At 60.1% G+C, this 26,801-nt stretch carries 16 protein-coding genes and 1 pseudogene; 13 read left to right on the forward strand and 4 right to left on the reverse strand.

Annotated features, from left to right (window positions below; translation table 11 throughout):
- Positions 1-2: 2 nt before the first annotated feature.
- From HY962_12210 to HY962_12255, 10 genes and pseudogenes are all read left to right on the forward strand, one after another.
- The gene (locus HY962_12210; GenBank protein MBI5647685.1) at positions 3-1,178 is read left to right on the forward strand and encodes a hypothetical protein; all 1,176 of its coding nucleotides are present in this window, start codon (positions 3-5) and stop codon (positions 1,176-1,178) included.
- 60 nt (positions 1,179-1,238) lie between these two features.
- Positions 1,239-3,659 (forward strand): heavy metal translocating P-type ATPase metal-binding domain-containing protein, encoded by a 2,421-nt coding sequence (locus HY962_12215; protein ID MBI5647686.1) that lies wholly within the window; start codon positions 1,239-1,241, stop codon positions 3,657-3,659.
- 3 nt (positions 3,660-3,662) lie between these two features.
- Positions 3,663-3,869 (forward strand): cbb3-type cytochrome oxidase assembly protein CcoS, encoded by a 207-nt coding sequence (gene ccoS / locus HY962_12220; protein MBI5647687.1) that lies wholly within the window; start codon positions 3,663-3,665, stop codon positions 3,867-3,869.
- Positions 3,869-5,986 (forward strand): cytochrome-c oxidase, cbb3-type subunit I, encoded by a 2,118-nt coding sequence (gene ccoN / locus HY962_12225; GenBank protein ID MBI5647688.1) that lies wholly within the window; start codon positions 3,869-3,871, stop codon positions 5,984-5,986. Before ccoS ends, ccoN begins: the two co-directional genes overlap by 1 nt.
- Positions 5,987-5,992: 6 nt before the next feature.
- Positions 5,993-6,178 carry a hypothetical protein gene (locus HY962_12230; GenBank protein ID MBI5647689.1) on the forward strand — a complete coding sequence of 62 codons (186 nt, stop codon included), beginning with the start codon at positions 5,993-5,995 and terminating at the stop codon, positions 6,176-6,178.
- Between the two features lie 4 nt (positions 6,179-6,182).
- Positions 6,183-6,374, forward strand: a pseudogene (locus tag HY962_12235) (cytochrome c class i).
- Positions 6,363-7,016 (forward strand): c-type cytochrome, encoded by a 654-nt coding sequence (locus tag HY962_12240; GenBank protein ID MBI5647690.1) that lies wholly within the window; start codon positions 6,363-6,365, stop codon positions 7,014-7,016. The pseudogene HY962_12235 and the gene HY962_12240 overlap by 12 nt, the downstream one beginning before the upstream one ends.
- A gap of 150 nt (positions 7,017-7,166) precedes the next feature.
- Positions 7,167-8,645 carry a cytochrome c oxidase accessory protein CcoG gene (gene ccoG / locus HY962_12245; GenBank protein MBI5647691.1) on the forward strand — a complete coding sequence of 493 codons (1,479 nt, stop codon included), beginning with the start codon at positions 7,167-7,169 and terminating at the stop codon, positions 8,643-8,645.
- Positions 8,646-8,704: 59 nt separating this feature from the next.
- A complete protein-coding gene (locus HY962_12250; protein ID MBI5647692.1) occupies positions 8,705-9,175 on the forward strand; it encodes a FixH family protein in 471 nt (156 codons plus the stop codon).
- A 21-nt stretch (positions 9,176-9,196) separates the two neighbouring features.
- Positions 9,197-9,961, forward strand: a complete 765-nt coding sequence (locus HY962_12255; GenBank protein MBI5647693.1) for a sulfite exporter TauE/SafE family protein — start codon at positions 9,197-9,199, stop codon at positions 9,959-9,961.
- Between the two features lie 884 nt (positions 9,962-10,845).
- Here HY962_12255 and HY962_12260 read toward each other — a convergent pair.
- A complete protein-coding gene (locus tag HY962_12260) occupies positions 10,846-12,537 on the reverse strand; it encodes a T9SS type A sorting domain-containing protein (GenBank protein MBI5647694.1) in 1,692 nt (563 codons plus the stop codon).
- Between the two features lie 461 nt (positions 12,538-12,998).
- Between HY962_12260 and HY962_12265 the strand changes: the two genes are divergently transcribed.
- Positions 12,999-15,542 (forward strand): T9SS type A sorting domain-containing protein, encoded by a 2,544-nt coding sequence (locus tag HY962_12265; protein ID MBI5647695.1) that lies wholly within the window; start codon positions 12,999-13,001, stop codon positions 15,540-15,542.
- 538 nt (positions 15,543-16,080) lie between these two features.
- On the opposite strand, the gene HY962_12270 is transcribed toward HY962_12265, so the two are convergent.
- Positions 16,081-17,952 (reverse strand): APC family permease, encoded by a 1,872-nt coding sequence (locus tag HY962_12270; GenBank protein ID MBI5647696.1) that lies wholly within the window; start codon positions 17,950-17,952, stop codon positions 16,081-16,083.
- Positions 17,953-18,327: 375 nt separating this feature from the next.
- Between HY962_12270 and HY962_12275 the strand changes: the two genes are divergently transcribed.
- A complete protein-coding gene (locus HY962_12275; protein ID MBI5647697.1) occupies positions 18,328-21,375 on the forward strand; it encodes a hypothetical protein in 3,048 nt (1,015 codons plus the stop codon).
- Between the two features lie 26 nt (positions 21,376-21,401).
- Here HY962_12275 and HY962_12280 read toward each other — a convergent pair whose 3' ends face one another.
- Both HY962_12280 and HY962_12285 read right to left on the reverse strand, forming a co-directional pair.
- The gene (locus HY962_12280) at positions 21,402-22,496 is read right to left on the reverse strand and encodes a hypothetical protein (protein MBI5647698.1); all 1,095 of its coding nucleotides are present in this window, start codon (positions 22,494-22,496) and stop codon (positions 21,402-21,404) included.
- A 583-nt stretch (positions 22,497-23,079) separates the two neighbouring features.
- Complete coding sequence (locus HY962_12285; GenBank protein MBI5647699.1) at positions 23,080-25,032, reverse strand: CocE/NonD family hydrolase; 1,953 nt, start codon at positions 25,030-25,032, stop codon at positions 23,080-23,082.
- Positions 25,033-25,646: 614 nt separating this feature from the next.
- Here HY962_12285 and HY962_12290 point away from each other — a divergent pair.
- On the forward strand, positions 25,647-26,780 hold the full coding sequence (locus tag HY962_12290) for a glycoside hydrolase family 3 protein (protein MBI5647700.1): 1,134 nt from the start codon (positions 25,647-25,649) through the stop codon (positions 26,778-26,780).
- Positions 26,781-26,801: the final 21 nt, after the last annotated feature.

Consider the following 26,801-nt stretch of genomic DNA (forward strand, 5'->3'; position numbering starts at 1 on the left):
CCATGGACGCTTCCTACATGCTCAAGGACAAAGGCCGTTTCGGCATGATCGCGCTTGGTGTCGGCATTGCCGGCGCGGCGCTCAGCGCCGTCGGCGCCTTCGTCGATTCCAGCCGCTTCTTCCTCTCCTATCAGGTCGCCTTTGTGTACTGGGTGACACTCGCGCTCGGAGGGCTCTTCTTCACGATGCTGCAGCACGCCACGGGCGCGGTCTGGAGCGTTGTTGTGCGCAGGGGCTCGGAGGCGCTTGCAATGACACTGCCGCTGCTGTTTGTGTTTTTCCTGCCGATGATCGGCGGCATACACAGTCTTTTCCACTGGTCACATGCCGACGCCGTCGCGCAGAACGCGGCGTTGCAGGGCAAGGCGGGATATCTCAATACCGGATTTTTCATCGGCCGGGCCGTGCTGTACTTCGCGGTGTGGACGGTGCTCGCATGGCTGCTCAACAAACACTCGAAGGCGCAGGACAGCACCGGCGCCGCGTCGCACAGCGTCTCGCTGCGCAACATCAGCGCGGGCGGACTGTTCCTTTTCGCCTTCACACTCACCTTCGCCGCCTTCGACTGGCTGATGAGCCTCGATCCGCACTGGTACTCGACCATCTTCGGCGTGTACGTGTTTGTGGGCGGCTTCCTCGCCTCCATCGCCTTCCTCATCGTCTTCTACCTGCGTCTGCGCGACCGCGGCGTGCTCACCGACGCAGTCGGCATGGAGCATTTCCACGACTTCGGCCGGCTGCTCTTCGCATTCACCGTGTTCTGGGCCTATATCGGCGGTTCGCAATACTTCCTCATCTGGTACGCGAACATTCCCGAGGAGACCGTCTGGTATCTGAACCGCTGGGATGCCTCGTCGTGGCGCATGGTCAGCATCCTGCTCATCGCGCTGCACTTTGCCGTGCCCTTCATCACACTCGCGTTTTACGCGGCCAAGCGCAACCTCTCGGTTCTGCGCATCATGGCCCTGCTGTTGCTCGTCATGCACTATGTCGACATGTACTGGCTGGTGATGCCGAGTCACGCGAAGGACGGCGTGCACGTCTCGTGGATGGACGTTACAACGATGATGGCCATCGGCGGCTTCGTGCTCTGGTTCTTCCACGAGCGCTTTGCCAAGAGTTCGCTGCTTCCGCTGCAGGATCCGAAGCTGCAGGACTCGATCGCGCACCGCGTCTGATCACACAGTACCCCATCGATCCGCAGTATTCCGAAGGTCAGCGCAGTGTACGAAACAGGATTGCCGCAACGCCACGCGCCGGAGCATGTCGCCGCCGCGTCGTGTTACCATTGCGGCGATTCGTGTGACGCGCTCGACATCACACACGACGGGAAACATTTCTGCTGCAACGGCTGCAAGACCGTGTACGACCTGCTCGCGGAAAAAAATCTCTGCGGGTACTACACGGTGGACAAGGCGGGGCAGGGCATCACGCCGAAGGACAGGCAATACACGCGGCGATTTGAATTCCTCGACGACGAGAGCATCGTCACGCAACTGCTCTCGTTCGCCGACGGCGAAACCGCCGTCGTCAGTTTCGCGATTCCGGGCATGCACTGCAGCTCGTGCATCTGGCTGCTCGAGCGACTGACGACGTTACACACCGGCATCGCCTCGTCGCGCGTCAATTTCCCGCGCAAGGAAGTGACCATCACGTACCGCAAGGACGCGATATCACTGCGCGAAATCGTGGTGCTGCTCGCTTCCATCGGCTACGAGCCGCTGATAAATCTGCAGAGCATCGCCGAGAAGAAGAGGCACACCGGCAACCGCGCGCTGTACTACAAGATCGGCGTCGCGGGATTCGCCTTCGGCAACGTCATGCTGCTGAGCTTCCCCGAGTATCTCGCATCCGAAGGCACGCTCGATCCGGCGTTCCGGCAGTTTTTCGGACTCGTGAATCTTTTTCTCTCGCTGCCGGTGTTTTTCTACTCGAGTCTCGAGTTCTTCGTGCCGGCCTGGGTGGGTTTGCGCCAGCGCTTTCTGAACATCGACGTGCCGCTTTCGCTGGGCATCGTCATCCTGTTCCTGCGCAGCGCCTACGAAGTGCTGACACAGACCGGCGCGGGGTATCTCGATTCCTTCACCGGCCTCGTCTTCTTCATGCTTATCGGCAGGATATTCCAGAAGAAGAGTTACGATGCACTGTCCTTCGACCGCGACTTCCGTTCCTATTTTCCGCTGTGGGTGACCGTGAGGAACGGCGACAGGGAATCGACGATTCCTCTCACCAAACTGTCGGTAGGCGACAGGATGATCGTGCGGAATCAGGAGATTGTTCCCGCGGACGCCGTGCTCATGCGCGGCGATGCACGCATCGATTACAGCTTCGTGACGGGCGAGGCCGATCTCGTGCCCAAAAGCGCGGGGGATCTAGTGTATGCCGGTGGGCGGCAGTCGGGCACGGCCATCGAACTTGAAGTGGTCAAGGAAATCTCGCAGAGCTACCTGACACGGCTCTGGAACGACGACGTGTTTACAAAGGCAACCGAGGCGCGGCTCCCGACGTTTGTCAACCGCATCAGCAGGGCCTTTACCGCCGTGCTGCTCGTGATCGCATTCGGCGCGGGCATCTACTGGTCGTTCGAAGGACTCGGCATGGCCGCCGTGGTGTTCACCGCGGTGCTCATTGTTGCGTGCCCCTGCGCACTCGCGCTCAGTTCGCCCTTTGCCTTCGGATCCGTGCAGCGGATTTTCGGGAACAACCAATTCTACATCAAGAACACCGAGACCATCGAGGCGCTCGCGCATATCGACACCATCGTGTTCGACAAGACGGGCACACTCACACACGCCGCGCAACCGGCTGTCGAATACCTCGGCGATACACTCGGCGAGAACGAACTGCGCGCCGTGAAGACCCTCGCGCGGCAGTCGACGCACACGCTCAGCCGCCAGCTCGCGACCGCCATCGATACCGACGGCACTGCCTCGGTCGAGGATTTCGAGGAGCGTCCGGGCGCCGGCGTTCGCGGCAACATCGACGGACTAGCCGTGCGAATCGGCTCGGCGGAGTGGACCGACGCGGGCGCGGTGGAACACATCGAAGGCAGTTCCGCGGTACATGTGAAGATCGGCGACGCGTACAAGGGCGCCTTTGTGATTGCCAACGCCTATCGCAAGGGCATCGAAGGACTCGTGGCGCGGCTCGCGCGGCACACAAATTTTGCAGTGCTTTCAGGCGATTCGAATCGCGACGAAGGTGCGTTGCGCGGCATGTTCGGCGCCGGCGTGCCGATGTCGTTCGGACAGTCGCCCGAGGACAAAATGCGCGAGATCGAACGCCTGCGCGCAGAGGGACGGCATGTGCTGATGGTGGGCGACGGACTCAACGACGCGGGCGCGCTCAAGGCCGCACAGGTCGGCATCTCCGTATCGGAAGACATCAACACGTTCTCGCCGGCCTGCGACGCGATCCTGTCGGCAACCCAATTTCCGATCTTCGACCGCTTCATCCGCGCCGCGCGCGCGAGCGTCATCATCGTGAAGACGAGCTTTGTGATATCCCTCGCATACAACGTTGTCGGACTCGGCTTCGCCGTGACCGGCATGCTCTCGCCGCTCGTGTCGGCCGTGCTCATGCCCTTGAGCTCTGTCAGCGCCGTGGCGTTTACCACCATCGCGACGCGCCTCGCCGCGCGCCGCATAGGACTGCGGTGAGCCATGGAAGTCATGTACGTGCTCATCGGTTTCAGTCTGCTCGTCGCCCTCGTGTTTCTCGGCGCCTTCATATGGTCCGTAAAGACGGGGCAGTACGAGGACAAGTACACGCCGTCCGTGCGCATGCTGTTTGATGACAGTGTCACAGCGGCCGACGAGGAGACCCCCCCCGACGTTTCGGTAAATCCAGAATACAGGAGCAAGGAGTAATGGAACTCGAAAAATTCCGGTACGACAACCGGATTGTGCGGCTGTTTTTCATGGCCACGGTACTGTGGGGTGTGGTCGGATTCCTGGTAGGACTCACGATCGCCCTGCAGATACCCTTTCCGAGCCTGAACTTCGGCACACCGTTCACGTCGTTCGGCCGCCTGCGTCCGTTGCACACCAATGCGGTGATTTTCGCCTTCGTCGGCAACGGCATGTTCCTCGGCTACTACTACATGATCCAGCGTCTGCTGAAAACGCGCAACTGGAGCGACAAGCTCGCCAACATCCACTTCTGGGGATGGCAGCTCATCATCGTTGCCGCGGCGCTTACGCTCGTGCTTGGCATCACCACCGGCAAGGAATACGCCGAGCTCGAATGGCCCATCGACATCATGATCACGCTGATCTGGGTCGTGTGGGGCGCCAACATGATGATGACCATGATGAAGCGCCGCGAGCGGCATCTGTACGTCGGCATTTGGTTCTTCATCGCGACGCTTGTCACCGTGGCCGTGCTGCACATCACCAACTCGATGGAAATCGCGGCCGGTCCTTTCAAGAGTTATTCCGTGTACGCGGGCGTGCAGGACGCGCTTGTGCAGTGGTGGTATGGCCATAACGCCGTGGCGTTTTTCCTCACCACCCCGTATCTCGGCCTCATGTACTACTACATGCCGAAGGCGGCGAATCGTCCGGTGTACTCGTACAAGTTGTCGATCATCCACTTCTGGGCGCTCATCTTCCTGTACATCTGGGCCGGACCGCATCACCTTCTGTACTCCTCGACTCCCGATTGGGCGCAGTCGCTGGGCACGGTCTTTTCGGTGATGCTCATCGCTCCGTCATGGGGCGGTATGCTGAACGGACTCCTCACGCTCCGCGGCGCCTGGGATCGCGTGCGTGAAGATCCGGTGTTAAAATTCTTTGTCATCGCGGTGACGGCATACGGCATGGCCACGTTTGAAGGTCCGATGCTCTCGCTGAAGAACGTGAACGCGCTGTCACACTTCACCGATTGGACCATCGCGCACGTGCATGTGGGCGCGCTTGGTTGGAACGGTTTCATGACCTTCGGCATCCTGTACTGGCTTGTCCCGCGCATTTACGGCACCAAGCTCTACAGCACAAAACTCGCGAACTGGCACTTCTGGCTCGGCACACTCGCCATTCTGTTCTACGTGATTCCGATGTACTGGAGCGGCATCACGCAGGGTCTTATGTGGAAGCAGTTCACACCGGACGGTGTGCTTCAGTATCCGAACTTCCTCGAGACACTGCTGCAGATCATGCCCCTGCATATGATACGCGCGGTCGGAGGCACGCTGTACATCGTCGGCGCCATCTTCATGGTGGTGAATCTCTGGAAGACGGCCAAGGCCGGCAAGCTGATCGCGGAAGAAGAGGCCGAGGCCCCGTCACTTCGCGCGCAGGTGGAAGCCGAGGGCGAGAAGACCTACTGGGGCCACCGCTGGCTCGAGAGCCGGCCGGTGCAGTTCACCGTGCTTTCGGCCGTCGCCATCCTCATCGGCAGCATCATCGGCAACGTCCCGATGTTTGTCATCAAGTCGAACATTCCGACCATCGCCAGTGTAAAACCCTACACGCCGCTCGAACTGCTTGGACGCGACATCTACCTGCGCGAGGGCTGCTTCAACTGTCACTCGCAGATGATACGTCCCTTCCGTTCCGAGGTCGAGAGGTACGGCGAATATTCGAAGGCCGGTGAGTACGTGTACGACCATCCCTTCCTCTGGGGATCGAAACGTACGGGGCCCGACCTCATGCGTGAGGGCGGCAAGTATCCCGACGCGTGGCATTACAGCCACATGAACGAGCCCTCGTCGATGTCGCCCGGATCCATCATGCCCAGCTACCCCTGGCTGCTGACCGATGCGTTGAGCTACGGTTCGCTCAAGGGCAAGATCTCGGCGATGCGCAGCATCGGAGTTCCGTATCCGGAAGGGTATGAGGAACGCGCCCTCGACGACCTGAAGGTGCAGGCGGAGAAGATTGTCGCGAACCTGAAAGTGGCCGGTATCAAGACCACGTGGGATCGCGAGATCATCGCCCTCACCGCGTATCTGCAGCGCCTCGGCACAGACATCAAGGCGAAGTAGGTCGCGATGTTCAAAAACCTCATCAACGTGGATACCTACATGACATGGGCGTTGATCGGCACGCTGATGTTCTTTGTCATGTTCCTGGGCATCCTCGTGCGCACGGTGTTGCTGAAGAAAGGTTTTACTCAGAAGATGAGCGCCCTGCCCCTCGATCACGAGGCGCACGACGCGACACAATACGGAGATTGAATTCATGGCCAAGAAGAAACCAGTCGACGAACTGTTCCACCACGACTTCGACGGGATTCAGGAATACGACAACGACCTGCCCGGTTGGTGGAAGTGGCTTTTCTACATCTGCATCCTGTTCGCCTTCGGCTACCTGGTGCATTATCATGTGATCGGCACGGGCGACCTGCAGCGCGCCGAGTACATGAAGGAATTGAACCCCGACTACTCGAGCACACTCGACGAGGCGAGCGGCGGCATCCTGTCGCCCTACGCGTCGCCGTTCCTTGCACGCGACGAGAACTTCTCGCCGCGCGTGAAGGCCGAACTCGCAAAACTCGCGGATGCGAGCTTTGAGGAGAGTCTCATGCGCGCGATGTCGAAGGCGAATCCGGCGCAGCTCGAGAAGCTGAAGGCCTCGTTCCCCGACGTGTACAAGACCTTTGCGACCGGCGGCTTCAGCAGCAGCGGTGCCACGGCGGCTGCGCCGGAACCCACGATCGAAGCCCCGCTGAAAGACGCGGCCGCACTCGCGGAAGGCAAGAAGGTGTTCGAGACGCAGTGCTTCACCTGCCACGGCAAGTTGGGCGAGGGCGGCATCGGACCGAACATGACCGACGAGTACTGGATTCACGGCGGCGAGATCGGCAATCTCATCACGACGATCCGCAAGGGCGTCCCCGAGAAGGGCATGATCTCGTGGAAGACCACCCTCAAACCCGAACAGATTGACGCCGTGGCGAGCTACATCCTGATGAAGCTCCAGGGCACCAATCCGCCGAACGCAAAGGCCCCGCAGGGCGAGAAGAAGTCGGCCCAGGCGCCCGCCACGCCGGCGGCAGCGCCCGCGGCCAAGTAGTTCGGACGCGCGGTTCACCCGTCCAGTGCAGTAATGCATATGCGGGGTGTTGTGCCCGGCGGCACGGCACCCCGCATGTGCTTGCGCGCATCCAATGCATGATCTACTTTGCCGTCTCCACGCACCTCCGATTTCTGTGAAAGGATAGACATGACTGATACACCCGTGCAGGCGCCTGCGACAGGGCCTGACGCCCCCGCCCTGTACCGCGACCGCATCGCGACAGTCGACGACGAGGGAAAACGTCGCTGGATATATCCGAAAAAACCGCGCGGACGCTTCACCAGCGCGCGCACTATTCTGAGTTGGTTCCTGCTCGCCTTCCTGTTCGGCGCCCCGTTTCTGAAAATCGGCGGTGAACCGATGTTCCTCTTCAACGTGCTCGAGCGAAAATTCATCCTCTTCGGCGTCGTGTTCTGGCCGCAGGACTTCTACCTCTTCGGGCTCGTGATGATCGCAACCGTGGTGTTCATCTTCCTCTTCACCGCCGTGTTCGGCCGCCTGTTCTGCGGGTGGATATGTCCGCAGACCGTGTTCATGGAACTTGTCTTCAGAAAAATCGAGTACCTGATCGACGGCGACTCCGACAAGCAGCGCATGCTTGCGATGCAGCCCTGGACGGCGGGAAAAGTATTCAAGCGGACCCTGAAGCTCGGCATCTTTTTCGCCCTGTCGTTTCTGATCGGCAACACGTTTCTCGCCTGGATCATCGGGGTCGATCAGCTCTGGGCCATCGTCACAGATCCGCCCGCGCGACACATCGGCGGACTCACCGCCATGCTTCTCTTCTCCGGCGCATTCTTCTTTGTGTTCGCATGGTTCCGCGAGCAGGCCTGCGTGCTCGTCTGCCCCTACGGCCGTCTGCAGTCGGTGCTGCTCGATCCGAATTCTGTCGTGATATCCTACGACTTCGTGCGCGGAGAACCGCGGCAGAAAATGCGCAAGGGTGCGGACCGTGCGGGCATCGGCGACTGTGTCGACTGCAAACAATGCGTCGTCGTGTGTCCGACCGGCATCGACATCCGCAACGGCACACAGCTCGAGTGTGTGAACTGCACCGCGTGCATCGACGCGTGCGACACCGTGATGGACAAGGTGGGACTCCCGCGCGGACTCATTCGCTACTCCTCGTACAACGCCATAAAGAGTGGTGCCAAGAAGCTGTTCACTCCGCGCGTCATCGCGTACAGCGCGGTGCTGACCGTGTTGGTGGGGGTGATCATTTACCTGTTCATCGCGCGTGTCGATCTGCAGGCCACCATGTTGCGCGCCCCGGGCAGCCTGTTCCAGGAGAAGGGCGACGACATCATATCGAACCTGTACACGATCAAGGTCATCAACAAATCGAAGGAACAGCGCACGATCGAACTGCGCCTGCTCGAGCCGGAGGGCACGCTGACCATCGTCGGCGGCCAGGCAATCACGCTGCCCAATGGCGGCATCGTCGAGGCCGCGGCGTTTATCGACATCGAGCGCGATGAGTTGACTGGATTTTCGACTCCGGTGAAAGTGGGCATTTACGCCAACGGAGAATTGAAACAGACCATACGCAGCACTTTTTCCGGACCCATGCCGGGCATGGAACACGAAGACAAACCTGAAGGGGCTGACAAGCCCGACACACACTGACCGCTCCCTTCAACGGAAACGGATCAGCACGACATCACCGACAACAATCAGAGCGCACCGTGACACACAACGAACCATCACCGCAGAGGAAATCCTTCTGGCCGATAGGCCTCACCATCTTTCTCGCCGTGTTTGTGGTGGTGACGGTGGGTGTCGCCTTCTTCATCAGCCGTGAGAAGGTGGATCTGGTCACCGAACGCGCCTATGAAAAGGGCATCGCGTATCAGGCGCAGATCGACGTGCTCGAACGGACAAAGGCCCTCGCGATCAAGCCGGCTGTGAGCTGGGCCGACGGGAACTGCGTCATCACCTTTGCCGACAGCACCCACGCTGCCGACGCAACCGGCATGCTCACGTTTTTTAAACCCGACGACGCGGCCCAGGATTTTAAGGTCGTTCTCGCGCTCGATGAACGCGGCATACAGCGTGTGCCTTTTGGTGAGAAGAAATCCGGTCGATGGAACATCGGCATCGCCTGGACACATGCCGGAAACGAGTATTTTCTGGAAGAGGCGGTGTTCGCACAATAAGCCGTGGCAGGAGAATAAAGGATGATCTGGTCCGCATTTATCATTGGCCTCGTCGGGAGTCTGCACTGCGTGGGCATGTGCGGTCCCATCGTGGTGATGTTGCCCGCATCAGCGACGCGTCGCTGGGAGTTCGCCGCCGGACGACTGCTGTACAATCTTGGGCGAGCGGTGACCTACGCGCTGCTCGGCGCCCTGGTGGGTGTGATCGGACAGTTTGTCGCACTCGCCGGCTATCAGCAGGTGCTGGGAATAGCTGCGGGAGTATTGATGATCCTGAGCGTTGTGGTGCCTTCGCGCTATGTTTCGCGCCTGCTGCCGGCGCGGACAAACGCCGCGCTTGATGCGGTGAAGTCGCGACTCGGCGCGCGTCTTTCGACAGGCGGCACGCGATCCATGTTTGTGATCGGACTGTTAAACGGCTTTCTGCCCTGCGGTCTCGTCTATGCGGCTCTCGCGGCTTCACTTGCCGCGGGCGGCGTACTCGGCAGCGCGGCCTACATGTTTGTGTTCGGACTCGGCACCGTGCCTATGCTCTTTGCCCTCTCTTTCGCGAGCGGCCTGCTCTCGGGTTCCCTGCGCAGGAAACTCACACGCCTCATCCCCGTTACCATCGGTATCATGGGCGCGCTGTTTATTCTTCGCGGACTCGCGATAGGCATACCATTCATCAGTCCAAAAATGGAGAAGATGCTCGCAAAGGGGAAACCGCATACGGCGCAGGTTGTGCCGGCACCCGCGCAGAAAGCGGCGGAGAATGAGGAGGAGAAGAAGAGTTGTTGTGAATAGTTGGGAGTGGGGAGTTGCGCAATAGGGAAGCTGTGTCACGGTGAGCTTGTCGAACCGCGACGGAGCTTCATCAGATGATCAGACGATTAGACGGTTAGACGATCAGACGATTAGACGGTTAGACGATCAGACGATTAGACGGTCAGACGATCAGACGATTAGACGGTCAGACGATTAGACGGTCAGACGATCAGACGGATGGATTTCTATCCCCTCGTAATAACCTAGAGGGACGTCGCCACCAGTATGTTGATCCACGTTGAAGATGTTCCGGGACAGCATCAACGGTGTGACGGGCTGCTGTCGAGGAGTACTGGGACAACGTCTGCGGTGTAATGGGCAAGCGCCTGAGGTGTTCCGGGACAGCATCAATGGTGTGACGGGCCACCGTCGAGGAGTATTGGGACAATGCCTGCGGTGTATCGGTCAGACACCTGAAGTGTTCCGGGACAGCATCAATGGTGTGACGGGCCACCGTCGAGGAGTATTGGGACAATGCCTGCGGTGTATCGGTCAAGCGCCTGAAGTGTTCCGGGACAGCATCAACGGTGTAACGGGCTGCTGTCGAGGAGTACTGGGACAACGTCTGCGGTGTATTGGTCCGGTACCTGAAGTGTTCCGGGACAGCATCAATGGTGTGACGGGCCACCGTCGAGGAGTATTGGGACAACGTCTGCGGTGTATCGGTCAAGCACCTGAAGTGTTCCGGGACAGCATCAACAGTGTAGCGGGCTGCTGTCGAGGAGTACCGGGACAACGTCTGCGGTGTATCGGTCAAGCGCCTGAAGTGTTCCGGGGTAGCATCAACAGTGTACCGGGAACAAATCCAGACGCGGGGGATTCAGTGCTGTTGACCCGTCAGTTCGTACCTGGATTTCGGGTTTCTACCGTACTATGCGTAAGCGTTGTGTCACCGAGCCATGTGTGCCGCTGACGGTCACGAGGTAATTCCCCGGAACCAGGTCCGCACAGTTCAGAGCGAGGTCGTGCCAACCGGCAATAAACGATTGGCCGTCGGTGAACCGCGCGTGGACACGTCCGAACATGTCGACGACAGTACAGGTGATTCCCGTGTCGTACTTCGTCCAGAACCGCAGTTGGAAACTTTCATCCGCGGGATTCGGATACACGGTCGCCGCAAGAGTCGTCGGCGTTACTTCGTCCGGCGCCACTGTCTCGACGGCGGAGTATTCGTAGGAGCCGTCGACATCGATACTACGGAGTCGATACGATACCAGTGATGTGATGCCTGCCGCGCTACGGTCGAGGAAGGAATACACAGCACCGCCGCCTCCAGTACCTTCACAGCGTACGAAGCCGATCCGCGACCACTGTTCCTCCATGTTCACACGGCGTTCCACCTCGAAGCCCAGACTGTTCACCTCGGCGTCGGTGCGCCATCGAAGGAGCACATCAGCGCCGGATGCCGTCGCGATAAATGACACGAGATTCACCGGTAGCGGCGTGCAGATGCGGCGGTTCACCGGAGAAAAAATGGTGTTCAGCAACACACGGCAGAGATTCACGAGCGGGGCGGAACCGTTTGTCGGTACAAAACGATGGCCGCCCACACAGACGATCAAGCCCTTTGTCGAATCTCCGTTTTTCCGAGCAAACGCGGCTTTCATCATGGTGGAATCCGAACTGAGGCAGGCGAGCGGAATGGTGTTGGGTCGATAGGACCCGCCCGGAGTGGGTGCCCATGCGGGGAGTGTCCCTCCACAGGCCTCAATGGTGCCGTTGAACTGACCGAGTGTGGTATGCGTTCCTGAATCCGGGTGTGTCCAATAGCCGCGGGTTGGATCGGGACGCATTTCGAGGCCGTCGGTGCTGAATACAAGGCCGATCGGCCATGGTTGACTTTCGAAGCGCAGCACACTTGCGCATTGCAGGTACACGGTGCCTCCACTGTCTGCGAATTCCCTCAGACGGTAGACATCAGTCGCGCTCAGCCCGTCGTCATGCGGAATCGCAATGGCAGTGAAACATCCAGACCCCTGATACGAGAGTGTGTTGATGGTGGGGATGCCGGTTGAATCCACCTTGTATGCCGACGGAGGAATGTTGGCACGAGTGAACACATCCGTGACGAGCTGCAGCCAGGGTCCGTAGTGGTCCTGAATAAATACTCTCGGCGTGTGACGCAACGTATGGCGTATAGGCACGGATGTGAAAGTGTACAGGACTTGATGCACCCAGACGTCCGTTGCGTGCTGGCGGATGATGGGCCCTGCTGCCGCTGTGTCGGAGAGATGAACGATAAAGACACCGCCCTTGTAGTCGAAGCTCTTGGTAACGGCTGTGGTAATGGAGCGGTCCATCACCTGGGAAGCGGCCGCGGTGAAGTCCGGTCCGCCGTGGATTTTTGTTTTTGAAAACGCCCACGACACGGGGATGTTGTGCGCCAGCAGGTCGTACACCAGTCCATACACCTTCAGCACGTCGTTCTGCCCGCCTGTTCCCGTATGTGTGGGAATGATCAACGAGCCGGGCGGCAGACTCTGCCCCTGCAGGGTAACAGAAAAAAGCGCCAGTAAGAGGACGGTGAGAAATGCACCAGTTCGAACCGGATTCATGTTCGCCTCAACGATGGATGGTGCGCAGCGTATTAATTCAAAGATAGACTTACCCCGGTATTCCTGACAGAAGAGAGGGAAGTATTTTTTTGTCGTAACAAGTTGAAAGTAACACGTTGAAAGTAAACGAAACATCGACTACACGCGTGCCTCCTGACTCCTGAATCCTGTCTCCTCACGCGGACCGAGCAGATCAGTCTACCATCTACCAACTACCATCTACCCATCTACTCCATCGCGTCAGACCCGCCGCATCCAGCCGTCAACATTCTGACACAATCCAGACGATACCATATTTTGCTAAGGATAATGCTGGTATTTGTGTGGCGCGGAAATTGCGGTTACGCAGGGAACAAGGTGTAGTAGTTCGATCCCGGATCGTGTGGCTGGTTCGTAGGAGGAGCAGGTCACGCCCCGGCGTTTCGTCCGACATGCTCTGAACCATTGTCCGGAGAAAGGCCATGAGACGTAGTGTCCGCTGTTTTCTATTCCTGCTCCTCCTCATCGGTGCTGTCGCCAGCGCACAATATGCTCCCGCGCCGTTCCGGCTGTCGGAAGCGGGGCATACGAATCCGACACTGTTCCGTTTGGACCACACATCACGGTTGCCCGGCTGTGTGGCGGGGCAGGGACTCGAACGCGACACATTACGTTTGCAATGGCGGCCTTCGGTGTGGACGGGTGCGGATACGGGACGCAACAATCCCACAGATCCGGTCCGCTACGAGTGGAACGTGATTGTGGACACGAGCGCCGCCCAGCGCGACAGCGCACGCACGGGGATCACGTACACGTTTCCGTCCTGGAACAACGGCACCGCGGCAGAGCTGCGCCTCTCGGGGGACGTCTTCTACCCGACCTTGTTTACTCCCTCGCCCTGGCCAGCCGAGGAACCGGACAGCATCGTGATGCGTGTGCGGTGGTTCGTGCGCGCGTACAATTCGGTGGGATCCGTGTTCTCCGACACGGCCGGACATACCGTGCACCGCGGAAGCGATTCGAGCATGCTCACACCCGCGCTGATGCTGTCGTACAACCGGTTGTCGTTCTACCGCTCATCGCAATTACCGCAACAGTATTGGAAAGATATTCTCCCAATCCCTGTGGAACCCGCCGACAGTGGTGTGGTCGCAGTCGATGGAACAGGAATGGGACATATAATATGGACGCCGGGGTACGACCGAAACATCGTTGCCGGCATTGACATCGGCGGTTTCCGCCGGTACTTCCGCGCAACGCGCCGGTACCACGAAGATCCCAGCGGGCGTACGGTAGATACGTTGCAGTATCAATGGGTCGGCACCGTGGTCCGCACCGTTCCTCCAGGACACGGCGCGGCACCCGGCACGCGGCTGGTCCTCAACACCGGCACTACACAGGGCCTGCAGCTTACGAAGCAGAAGACGGATTCACTGCTCGGCATACGCGGTTCCGGCGGCGCCGACAGCGTGGTGATCGAGTGGCAGGTGTTTGTGAAGGACGCGGAATGGACCGACAACGTACCGATCGAACGGATCCCGTTTCCCTACGAGGCCGATGGCACGTTGCGCGCGGACACGGGTCTGTGGAGCCGTTTCGGCTGCCGGCCGCATGTCGTGGCCTCGAAGGTGTTTCACGCCACTCTCGCGCGACAGCGTTGGGCGCCCGCGCCGTTTGTGCTGTCGAATGCACAGACGACGAGTACAACATTGTTCCGCATCGATCACGTGGGTCCGAATCCTCCCTGTGGAGATTTTCTCGCAGACTCGCTGCGGCTGCGCTGGGTGAAATCGGAATGGACGGGCGCGGAAAGCGGCCGTAACGATCCTTTCGACACCGTACGCTACGAGTGGCACGCCCTCGTCGACAGCGGCGGAACCGACATAACACGCGCGGTGCACGTCAGCGCTCCGTCGTCTCGTAATGGCCGTGATCCGCGCATCGTCCTTGGCGGAGCGTGGCTCGTGCAGAATATTTTCCGCCCCGCCACCTGGCCCGCATCGCAGCCCGACAGCATCGTGCGGCGTGTGCGCTGGTATGTGCGCGCGTACAATTCGGCGGGATCGACATACTCCGACACAGCGGGATGGACCCGGCATCGTGTGAATCCGCTGCCTACACCGGCGCTACTGGTCTCGTACAACCGCCTCCCTGACAAGGACGTGACGGTGCTTCGGCCTCTCGACAACACGGTGATCATCGGACTCACGGCGTCACATCCGGCGATACCGATTCAATGGACGGACGCCGACGATCCCAACATCCGCGCCGGCCGCAGAATCGGCGGCTTCAAGCTGTTTGACGTTGCACGACGCGCCTGGATCGACGATCCATCCAAGCGCACAGTCGATACGCTGTTCTATCAGTGGATCGCGGAAGTGATCGACACCAAACCCACGGGACGCGGTGCCCCTCTCGGCACCATCTTTGTGCAGCATACCGGCACATGGCTCGCGTGCGAGTTGACAAACCCACAAACGACCACGATGTTCGGCAGTTACGACAACAACTCACCCATCGCTGCCGACACCGTGGTGCTGCGCTGGCGTGTGGACACGAAGGATTTCTGGTCGAACGACGATCTGCCGTATGATGAGGTGCAATTCCGCTATAACATCGACGGCACACTGCGGTCCGACACGGGAAGGTGGAGCCAGTTCGGCTGCCAGCCGCACGTGCTGATGGGTGCCTGGAACCGGCTCACCCTCGTTCGGAACACCACGATGGCCGCGGGCGCGGCGCCGGAAGCGGATGGTTATCTTCTCGGACAGAATTATCCGAATCCCTTCACACACAACACCCGTTTCACGTACACATTACCGCACGCAGGAAGCGCGCGTCTCACCATCTCGGATCTGCTCGGCCGCGAACTCGTACAACTTCGCGACGGCACACACGCCGCAGGCACCCATGCCGTCACCTGGGACGGCCGCGACGCCGCCGGCAGACGCGTCCCTGCGGGCCAGTATTTCATCCGCTTGATGACCTGGGAAGGAGTCAGGGAGAGGATCCTGATGAAGCAGTAGAAAGTAGCAAAGTGGAAAGTGGAAGGGAAAGGCCTCCCGAATAGGCTCAAGCGTGAAGCAATTGCTGACTCTCCCCGAGCTTGTCGACTGGCGACGGGATGGCGGTATTTCGCGCATAAGATGGCGACGGTTTTCTGACCTGAACCCGCCGCAACCCGGGCGGAACACCACCGTATACCGACGCATCCTATCCTAAGAACGCACTGCCGTCACCCCGGGCCCTGGTGACGGCAGTGTTTTTTTTGTAGGATTCCGAGGTGAGTCCAGGCGAATGAGCCACCGTAACCGGTGGAAAGTAGCAACGTTGAAAGGAACAGGGTGTACCGTCGCCCCGCGACAAGCTCGGGGAGACACAGTGGTCCGGTCCCGCTGTCCCGCGCTCTCGCTCTGTCCCGTCGCCCCTCGACAAGCTCGGGGAGACACAGGATTTGCATCACGCAGTAGCTTTCCTCGTTAGCCGTTCCCCTTTCCCCTTTACGCCTTTACCCCTTTACGCCTTTACCCCTTTACGCCTTTACCCCTTTACGCCTTTACCCCTTTACCCCTTTACGTCTTCCCTCCCGTCGTACTCGATCCGGAACGTCACCCCGGGGTATTTTTTCGGCAGGCGCATGAGATTCATGACCAGGATGCCTATCGCCCAGCGATCCATCCACGACGACATGGGCCAGCCGAGGTGTACGGATAACCGCATGTGCGGGAGTTCGTAGCGGATCAGATCGATGATGGTGCAGATGCTGCTGTACACGGATTCGAGTGTGAAAGGGAAGCGGAAATGATTCTCGCCCGCCCTTGAAGGAATACCCTGCCGCGCCGAATAGAAACTGATGTAGGCGCGTGAACTGTCCATTCCCTCGATGCCTCCCTCTTCCTTCGGACGGCGGAAGTAGAGATGGATGCGGTCGCCTTCATGCGCGCCGAGCCAGGCGATCAGTTCGAAGGGGTTGTCGGTCTGTCGTAATTCCTTGATCTCGGGCGACCGCTTGCGCGCGATGCCGAGTCCGATGAAGAGGAACAGGCCCGTGGTGATGGCCCACAGCGCCGTCCCGTACGGGCGCATCACCATGAGGTAGCCGAGACTCGCTACGACAATGATGAACACGATCAGGGTCATGGAGCGGTGGGTGAAATAGACCCCGATTTCCTTCGTCCCCTTGAAATACCGGTACACGAGCAGCGAGCCCATGTTGATCGCAAAACTCGCGATGAGACCGATGGCGTACATCTCGGCGAGCAGGGCCTGCTGTCCGCTGGTCACCACGATGATGACGGAGTACAAGATGGCGCTGATGATGTGTATGCGGTACAGCGAATGGCGGTGGTTGACCTTCGAGAGCCAATGGAAATCGTACTTCTCAGCCACACGCTCGAGCAGTTCGCTCGACGCAACATACGCCGTGTTGACCGCCATGATGAGGGTGAAACTCGCTACCGCGCTCACAAGCAGACCGAATCCCGTGCCGCGCAGCATCACGGCGTACTGCGTGATGAGGTCGGTCTCATGATGCATGGGATCGAGAGGCGACGACAAGACCAGCATGGAGATCAGCGGCGTGAAGATGCCCACGGTGACCGCGAGGAACAGGTAGGCCTTACGGATGTCGTGCCACGAGCGGACGAGTCCCGCCGTCTGTATCACCGATTCGATTCCAGAATAGGCGAGAATACAGCTCGATGTGCCGATGACGAGGTAGCCGATGTTCAGCGTCTGCTGCCCGAGGTCGAGTGTGAGAAATCGGTCGAAGGCGCCGGTGGCCGCATTCCCAATGCGCGCGGCCTGCACACCATCGATGGCGAGAAATCCCGAGACGAGCAGAAGGATGAGAACGGTGGCCGCGACGGTAAAGATGCCGAAGGTGAAACGCGCGTTTTCGCGTATTCCCAGGATGTTGAGACCGGCCACCCCCCATACAATTGCAAAGTTCACCGCCATCGCCACGGCCGGGTGAACATCGAAGAGGGAGAGACCGTTCTGCACGGCGCTGACGGTGGAGATACTCGCCGTGAGGACATATGTCACAAAGATCGAGGCCACGGCGATGAAACTTGCCGTGGGTCCGAGCACAAAGTACGAGAAGGAATAGACGCCGCCGCCCTTGATGTTGTGATGCTCGAGGATCTGGGCAATCTCCGTCATGCGGTTCGCGAGGAAACGCATCAGGATCGACGTCAGCGCGATGAAGATGATGGCGCTCTCGCCGATGAAACGGAAGGCCTCGGCGGGGGCGTAGAAAATGGACGTCAGTTCGTCCATCAGCGTCAGGATGGCGATGGCCATCCACGTCAGCCACCAGCGCCCGCCTGTGAACACCGAGAGCAGTTCCTTGCGCCGCCACAAATAGACGAACAGCATGGCAAGCACGGCGGCGGTGCCGTAAAACACAAGATTATCCGTTGTCAGGTGTGGCAAGTGGAGGTCGTACCGGAGGTCTGTGACAGGAAGGCACAAAATACCGCATGCCGCGTTTCCATTCAAGGAAACGGCGGGACAGCGGGAGAGCGGGACAGCGGGAGAGCGGGAGCGAAACAACGAAATCGTGTCTCGCTGAGTCCCGCGAAGCGGGAAAGCGCGACGGAACAGCGGGAGAGCGGAACAGCGGGACAGCGGGACAGCGGGAGCGAAACAACGAAATCGTGTCTCGCTGAGCGGAGTCGAAGCGCGACGGGACTGCGTGAGACCGGGACAGCGGGTCGGGATATTTGTTTCCGTGAGAAACAGGAGACAGATTCCGGTGTCGTTACAATAACACTTCGTCTGTCCGAAATTCACGGGATTCTGTCCGACATGTTCACGCCGACACGTGTTTTCTCTTTCACCCTTGTCCTCACGCTGTGGTGTGGGGCTTGGACGATGCGCGCGCAGGCGCCTTTCTGCGACACCGTCACCGACAGCGCCTTCACCGCGTACTTCGACGCGATGCGCGGCGCTGTTCCGGACGGAGTCTCCACGGACGATTCCGCGTGGGTGCTTGTGCCGGTGCTGTTCCATGCACAATCCGACGCGGGTTCTCCCGCGGTGGACGAGACACGTGTGCGCGCGGCGATGGCCGCGGTGAACGCCTGGTACGCGCCCGGCCGGATACGGTTCGAGCAGTGCGGACCTGTCCTCATATATCCGAAGGGTTCGTCGAGTCCGTCGAAGAGGCGTGTGATCAACGTGTATGTCGCGCGCGCGGAATCGGGTTGCGGCGCGTACAGCGGCACCATCTCGATCAACATCAACTGCAACCGCAGTTTCGAGAACATCCTCTCGCACGAGCTGGGACATGCGCTGGGACTGCCGCACACACACGGCCTCACAAACATGGGCACCACCGACGAACTCGCCGACGGTTCAAACTGCGCAAGCGCGGGCGACCGCTTCTGCGACACACCCGCCGATCCGAATCTGCTCGGCAAAGTGGACGGCGCCTGCCGCTATGTGGGCACTGCGCGTGATGCACGCGGCAACCCCTACACGCCGAACACCGCAAACATCATGTCGTATTCGAACACGCCCTGCATGACGTATTTCTCGCCGCAGCAGTTTGCCGCGGCGCGGGATATCGGACGCCGCCTGAACTACGAGTGCTGCCTGCTGCCGGCGCCGACGGCGCGCGACACCGCCGTGTGCCCCGGCACCGCGGTCACGCTGACGGCCTCGTCGGGTGCGCGCGAGATCCTGTGGTACGACGCGCCGGGCGGCGGCACTCCCGTCGCGCGCGGCGGTGTGTTCACCACGCCGCCGCTGTTCTCGACGACCGCCTGGTTCGTCGAGGCGGTGGACAGTTGTGTGAGCGAGCGGACGCGCATCCTTGCAACCGTGCAGGCGGGCGCGCCCCTGTCGACGGACTTCGCGACCCTCGTGACGGGCATATCGTCGGGAGGGAAGGGATCACAGCCCTCGAGTCTCATCGTATCGGACACATCACTCTTTTTTATCGCGCGTCCCGACACCACGGTCTCGATATGGCGCCTCGACGCCGCTTCACGCACGCCCCGGCGTATCTGGTCGATGCCCGCTTCCACTCCGGGCACAGAGGCCACGCAGTATCTGCACTCGCTCGCTGTGTGGAAGGGCCGCCTGTTCTGGGGTCTCAACGACCGCACGGCCGGACCCTCGCTGTGGACAAGCAACGGCGAACCTGGGGACGCCACGCGGATTCTCTTTGTGCCGCTGCCGGCGGGCGCGGAGGCCTTCAGCAACTTCTGGCTTACACCCGCACGCGACTTCCTCATCTTCATGCTCAACGACGGTCGCGACAGAACCACTCTGTGGCGCAGCGACGGCACTCCCGCGGGCACACGCAGCTTCGCCGCACTCCCGGGCAGCTCGGCGTTTATCGATTTTAATTTCACACCACTCGACGGCGGCGTGTTCTTCACCGCGGCGGATTCGCTCCACGGCAAAGAACTCTGGTTTACCGACGGCAGCGACGCGGGCACCACGCGCGTGGCCGACATCGCTCCGGGCAGCAAGGACGCCAATCCCGATGAACTGACGGTGTTCCGCGGACGTGTCTATTTTACAGCCGACGACAGCACCGGGCACGAGTTATGGAGCAGCGACGGCACACTCGCGGGCACACAGCAGGTTGCCGATATCAACAGCGCGGGTTCCGCGGCTGTGACAGGACTGAGAGTGCTCGACGGCGCGCTGCATTTTTCCGCAAAGGACGGCTCGTCGGGCACCGCCCCGTACGTGAGCGACGGCACCTCCTTCGGTACGCGGAAGGCCGCGGATCCAGTGCCCGGCGCCTATGCGGTCCGCTGGTTGGGCACCGTGAACGGCGCGCGACTTTTTGTTGTCTCATCATCCGGATCGGGTGATGCTCTGTGGCGTGTCGATTCAACCGCCCCGGGCGGTGCCGTGTTTGTCGCGCGGCCGAATCCCGGGGGATACTCATCCATTTCGGATCCGGCGGTCCTGTATAGGAATCGCCTCGTGTTCACCGCATCCGACGGCACACATGGCAGCGAGTTGTGGTTCACCGACGGCACGGAGCGCGGCACGGGCCTGCTCGCCGACATCGACACCGCCGGCGCTTCGATGCCCTCATCCCTTACCCCCTTCGCGGGCACGGTGGTTTTTGCGGCGGGTGTACAACAGCGCGGCGCCGACCTGTACTATCTCGATGCGACAGTGTTCAGCGTCTGCAACGGCGGCACACTCGAGTTGCGCACCGGCGGCGCGGGCGGCGCGCAGTACTGGTACGATGCGCCGTCAGGAGGCGCACCACTCGCCATGGGGCCGGTATTCCGCACACCACCGCTGCGACGGTCGACGATCTATTACACCGACTATCGTGTCGGAGCATGCACGAGCGCGCGCGCCGCCTTTCCCGTGCACGTGCGTGGACCCGATCCTCTCGTGCGCGACACCGTCGTTGCGCGCGGCGCAATCGTGGATCTTCGCGCGTATGCGGAGAGCGGCAGCATCGAATGGTGTGAGACTGCGGACAGCAGTCGCGTTGTGGGGAAGGGTCCACTCCTGCGCATCGGGCCGCTTGAACGCGACACCAGCTTCCTCGTCCGCACTGTTGAGGATGGCTGCACGAGCCCGCTGTTGACGGTGCGCGTCCGTGTGGACGGCGGAACTGGACTCGGGTCGCCGGTGCCGGACGAGACTCTCCTCGTGTTCCCGCAGCCGGCGGACGACCGGCTGCACGTATCACGGGGCATGGGCGCATTACTCCGTGTGAGACTTCTCACACTCCTCGGCTTGGAGGTTGCGGTAGCGGGTGATGGAACTCCCGCCGCGACACTCGACCTGCACACGGCAGGACTGCCCGCGGGCGTCTACCTGCTGGAAGTGGATGCCCGCGGGTGGCGCCTTGTCATCGTGCGGCGCTAGTCCTGGTGGCGCGGATCGACAATCCTCTAGTTCCGCTTCACCCGCCGACCATGCATGACAACCGGATACGCTCCTTTCATCCCGAGGATGAAAAGATCGTCAGGAAACACCACACAGTCAATGAAGTAATACAAATCATTCGGGCTGGGCATGGTAACAATTTTCCAGTCTGCACCGTTGAAGTGCAGGACGTGCCCGAATTGCCCGACCATGAGGATGTTGTTGTAGCCGGAACCACGCACCTTCATCTTGAATCCGAACGATTCGGGCGGTTTCGGAAAGCGATTCCATGCCGTGCCGTTCCACATCTTGCAATGGCCGGCTGTCATGTACATCCGCGATGTGTTCATGAACCAAATACTCTTCCCCGAACTTGGGGCTTCGCCGGTATAGGCTTCGGTCGCCGTTCGACCGACGAGCCGGATGACCCGCGTCTCAGTATCGGCGGTGTCCCATTCGGATGCAACGCAGATGGCGGTGTCGCCGACACCCCAGACGTCGTTGACACCTGTCTGGAGATTCGGAACCGTTATCCGGGACAACGTGGTGTAATCGTAATGAAATATCGAACCCGGCTCATTGAGTATCCCTGCACCACCCACGATATACAGCCGTTTTGCGTCGCCCCACATCTCGTATTTGCGAACCCAATCCATCTGATCGCGTGTTTCCACGTGTTGATGATACGATTTTCCGTCCCATTGAATCAGTTGACCGGCGACAAACCAGACATTGTTTTTTGCGATCGCATGGACCAAGCTAACAGGTCCGACAGAATCCGGCGGCCACTGCGATGGCACATTGAAGAAACGCCATGACGTTCCGTCCCAGTGCATTCCACTCCGGATACTTCTCTGGTGGTTGGGATCAGTGTTTATTAGGTTGCCGACGACCCACACGTCCTCGGGGCTGACACCTGAAATATCTGAAACAATCCCGTTTCTCCCGCCAATAACCCTTTCTTCCCACACGAGATCGTGGGAGGTCGTATCGGGTCCCGGATCGACCGGTGGTGGTTCAGTCGTTGGCTCGGCGCAGGCTGACAGGAACAATACAACAAGGATGAGTCCCAGTGATACACAGCGGCATGTGGATTCCACAGCGATAGTCGTTCGAATCATGACCGCCACCTTCACTTGACGAGTAGCATCGGGATAATCGAGACTTCACCCTGAAATGCAAGGCGACAGAAGTACACGCCGCCGGGACAGTATTCGCTGTCGAAATGTGCACTGTGTGTTCCAGCCGAAACCTCGCCAGCTATTGGTACTGCGATCCCCCGGCCGACTGCGTCCGTGACCGACAAGCGTACATTCCCATCCGATGGGAGAGCGGAACAGAACATCCTCGTTTCGGGCCAATACTGCGGCATATGCATGCTGTCTTGCTTGCCGATGATCACGGTACAAGGATTCCAACCTCCGCGCAGAGTAAACAACAATTCGGCGATGTGTACTTGCACTGTTTCTCGATCGTCATCCTGTAGTCGCTGCGTTTCGGACTGTATTGGACGATCGGCTGAGCCTTACAAAGTGTTGTAACGAACAGTACGTTCAGAATGAGAGAGGGAGAGTACCCACATCCCATGGCGACCCCCGGAAAAGGTGAAATTCTTTGACGATTATTGAGAATATCGACGGGACATGCGTAAAAAAAAAAGCAGAAACAGATGCACTAATCCGATTATTGGTATCCGTAATAGCCCTATTTCACGACGGAAAACCGTCGCATTGTTGTGACTTTACCCGTCGTGACGTGGAGCAGGTAGGTGCCGGCCGGAAGCCCGGTCGTGTTCACGTGCAGTTGTGCAGGCGTTGCGCTTGCTGGTCCATCGTACAGAAGAACGTGCTGCCGCCCGAGCACGTCGAGCACGCGCGCTGTCACGGATGCGCTCCCTCCGGGAATCGCGATCGGGAAAACGGTCTGCACACATACCGGATTCGGATACGGCGCTCCGATATGCAACACCTCCGGCGCGGGGACTCCGCCAGCCGCCATGACATCGCTGCCGTGTATGGTGACAGTGGAACGCAGAGTGGTGTTCATGTGTACGGTATTGGTCGCCACGAGTGTGTCGCCCGCGGTGTACATCGGCCCGCCGTTGTTGAGGTTGATGTCGAAGCGCGGGAAATTGGACGATGACACAACGATGCGCATACGGTGGCCGGGGAGCAGGGTGACGGCGAGTTTCTGCAGCTCGACGCGGAACGTGTCGGGCACTCCGGGCACAAGCGGCACCTGGCGGTCCACGCCCTTGCGGTAGCGGCCGCGCAGAATGCCGTCGGCGAGGATCATGGAGCGGCCGTCGGGATACACGTCGCAGAATCGCACACTCATGTCGGTGTCGGTGCGGTCGGAACTCACGAGCAGCGTGGCCGTGATCGGACCGTCGAGTGTGAGCGGGCGGCCGAGCGGTGGTGTGCTGAACACGAGGGCGTCGGGTCGGCTCTCGACCGCGGCGCGGATGTCGAGCGGTCCGGGCACGGCCGTCTGATCGAGGGGATTAAACCGCGCGCCGCCGTGTGAGGGCGAAGGATTGCGCGGATCGTAGATTAGCGTCCGTGTTGCGGACGGATCGGCGGGCATCGACTGCAGCAAACTGCCGTCGGCGTGCAGCCAGAATGTCAGCGATGATCCGGGTACTGCAGTCGAATCGCGCCCGTAATCGCGCCACACGTTGTCGCCCATCTGGTAGTACATGAACGGCGGGCGCAGCGGATACGCGTTTTTCTCCTGCCACAGGTAGTAGCCGAAGAACTGCAGCGCGATGTCGCGTGGTTCCGACACCGCGTTCGGGAAGGAGAGTTCGCCCTGCTGTTCGATGCCGAGGTCACCGTGCGTCCACGGTCCGTAGAGAATCTTGTGCGCGTCGCGCACTTTCGCGTCGCTTCGATCAGCAAGGTCGTGGAAGGCGCGGATCACATCGTCGGGGAAGTGGTCGAACCAGCCGCCGATGAGCAGCATGGGCACCGCGATGTCGGCCGAGAGATCGCTGTTGTTTTCCACCGCGCGCCAGATCGCGTTGTAGGTCGGCTGCGACGTGATGGCGGATGTGGTGAGAAAGCCGAGCGATTCGAGCGATTCGACATGTTCCTTGCGATAGACGCCGCCGTAGAAATAATCGGAGTACTTGGTTTTAAAATCCTTCACACAGGGAACGGCGCAGACGAGGTGCGGGGGGTGGTGCTTCGCGGTGAGGAATTGTATGTGCCCGAGCGCCGAGAGGCCCCAGGTGCCCACCTTGCCGTTGCTCCAGCGCTGCGCGGCGATCCATTCCACGGCGTCGTAGCCGTCGAGTCCGCGATCGTAGCCGCGCACATCGGCGTCTTTCGACCCGTAGAAGCCGCGCCAGTCGAGGATCACATAGTGGTACTTGGCCGTGTCGTACGGGAAGGCGCCGCCTCCTCGCGACTGCAGTCCGAGGCGGTAGAAGGCCTTGTTGTAGGGGGTCTGAATGAGAATGACCGGCTTCGGGACCGTGGTGTCGGTGGAGTAGAGATCGGCCGCAAGAGTCTTGCCGTCGCGCACGGGAATATCACGCGGCGCGTAGGGGAAGCGGGCCTGGGCCGGAGCGTGCGCGAGTGGCAATGATACTGCCAGCGCGATCAGGACGATGATACAACGGCAATCACATACAGATATTGAAACATGTCTCATGGTGTACCTCTCGAATCGAACGGACGATGTGCGGGAAACGGAAAAATACGCCACTCAGACACGCGAGGCGAATCGAGGTTTGATCCGCGGCACACAGACGCACTCCGGCGCGCATCGGTACAATGGATCTCCATCGCGGCCGTATCAGCTCCATCCCGTGTATTGCCGCCTTGTTACGCGTACCGTCGTGCGACAAAAAAACGCCCGTCCATAAGGACGGGCGTTTGGAGGTGTAGCTAGGAGGTGGAGCTAGGAGGAGCGTTGGAAGGCGCCTAGTGGGCGCGGAACACGTGGAGAAGGGAAAAAATAAACCGGCGCAGGGCACCGTGTTTCGGAAGAGCGAGAACGGCTGAATACGGGCGAGAGCAATTCTTTTGTGAGAACCGCCCGCGTCGTCCGTTCATCTCCGATATGATGCACTGCCCGGTCATTTTTGAATTCCTTGCGTGTACTACACATGCTGCAATAATCAGGCCGATCGGAATACTTGAAATTCGGAGAATCTGGGGCATTTGTTCTTCGGCACTGTGAGGAAATCGCTCTGACCTGTGAATTCTCTTCACATACACGGCGCGGCGGTTTTGTTTTCTCGCGCGGGGTGCGAACTTTGCCACATGCAAAAATCGACTCCTACCTCCGTGGCAGCTCTGTGTGCCGCCATCCTGTACCTGTTTCTGTTCAACGCCCCCGCGGTGTACGGCGCGCAGCCGGGTGTTGACGACAGTCTCGACATCATGATCGGACAGATGCTCATGATCGGCTTCCGCGGAACGGCGGTGTCGGACACGTCGCCGGTGCTGCGGCACATCCGTGAGACACATGTGGGCGGGGTGGTGCTGTTCGATTACGATGTGGAGAGGAAGTCCGGCGTGCGGAACATTGAATCGCCCGCGCAACTGCGGCGTCTCACCGCGTCACTGCAGGCCGCGGCGCGGATACCGCTGTTTATCGCGATCGACCAGGAGGGCGGACGTGTTGCGCGCCTCAAACCGAAACACGGATTTCCCCCCACCATCTCGCAGCAGATGCTCGGCGACCTCAATTCCGCGGACAGCACCCGTGCGGCGGCGCGGAGCATGGCGGCCGTTCTGCGGGGCTGCGGCATCACTGTGAATTTTTCGCCCGTGCTGGATCTCAACAGCAATCCGGCGAATCCGGTGATCGGGGGGCTGGGCCGCAGCTTCGGCGCGGATCCGGCTCTCGTGGCGAAACATGGACGGATCATGGCCGCCGAATACAGGGCCGCGGGCATCCGTTCCGCCATCAAACATTTTCCGGGACACGGCAGCTCGCGCAGCGATTCACACGAGGGATTTGTGGATGTAAGCGGCACCTGGGCACATGTCGAGCTGGCGCCGTTTGCGGACCTCATCCGCGCGCGGGCCTGTGACATGGTCATGACCGCGCATATCTTCAACAGGAACTGGGACGCGCAGTATCCCGCCACGCTGTCGCGGTCCGTGATCACCGGTCTGCTGCGCGACAGTCTGAAATTCGACGGCGTGGTGATCTCCGACGACATGCAGATGCGCGCGATCACCGCATCGTACGGACTCGAAACCGCCATCACACGCGCCATCGACGCCGGAGTCGACATACTGCTGTTCGGCAACAACGCGGGGACCTACGACGAGTCCATCGCGCCCAGGGCGGCCGCGATCATACACGATCGTGTGGCACGCGGCCTCGTGACGCGCAGCCGCATCATCCAATCGTATCGGCGCATCATGGCGCTGAAACAGCCCTGACCGGCCCCGGATAAAGGAGAA

The organism is Ignavibacteriota bacterium (genome assembly GCA_016218045.1).
Lineage (GTDB): Bacteria > Bacteroidota > Ignavibacteria > SZUA-365 > SZUA-365 > JACRFB01.

Excerpts from the sequence above, each read along its gene's own strand:
- HY962_12210 (MBI5647685.1), top strand. The coding sequence starts at position 3 with ATGGACGCTTCCTACATGCTCAAGGACAAAGGCCGTTTCGGCATGATC.
- ccoS (MBI5647687.1), top strand. The coding sequence starts at position 3,663 with ATGGAAGTCATGTACGTGCTCATCGGTTTCAGTCTGCTCGTCGCCCTC.
- ccoN (MBI5647688.1), top strand. The coding sequence starts at position 3,869 with ATGGAACTCGAAAAATTCCGGTACGACAACCGGATTGTGCGGCTGTTT.
- HY962_12230 (MBI5647689.1), top strand. The coding sequence starts at position 5,993 with ATGTTCAAAAACCTCATCAACGTGGATACCTACATGACATGGGCGTTG.
- HY962_12240 (MBI5647690.1), top strand. The coding sequence starts at position 6,363 with ATGAAGGAATTGAACCCCGACTACTCGAGCACACTCGACGAGGCGAGC.
- ccoG (MBI5647691.1), top strand. The coding sequence starts at position 7,167 with ATGACTGATACACCCGTGCAGGCGCCTGCGACAGGGCCTGACGCCCCC.
- HY962_12255 (MBI5647693.1), top strand. The coding sequence starts at position 9,197 with ATGATCTGGTCCGCATTTATCATTGGCCTCGTCGGGAGTCTGCACTGC.
- HY962_12260 (MBI5647694.1), bottom strand. The coding sequence starts at position 12,537 with ATGAATCCGGTTCGAACTGGTGCATTTCTCACCGTCCTCTTACTGGCG.
- HY962_12265 (MBI5647695.1), top strand. The coding sequence starts at position 12,999 with ATGAGACGTAGTGTCCGCTGTTTTCTATTCCTGCTCCTCCTCATCGGT.
- HY962_12275 (MBI5647697.1), top strand. The coding sequence starts at position 18,328 with ATGTTCACGCCGACACGTGTTTTCTCTTTCACCCTTGTCCTCACGCTG.
- HY962_12280 (MBI5647698.1), bottom strand. The coding sequence starts at position 22,496 with ATGATTCGAACGACTATCGCTGTGGAATCCACATGCCGCTGTGTATCA.
- HY962_12285 (MBI5647699.1), bottom strand. The coding sequence starts at position 25,032 with ATGAGACATGTTTCAATATCTGTATGTGATTGCCGTTGTATCATCGTC.
- HY962_12290 (MBI5647700.1), top strand. The coding sequence starts at position 25,647 with ATGCAAAAATCGACTCCTACCTCCGTGGCAGCTCTGTGTGCCGCCATC.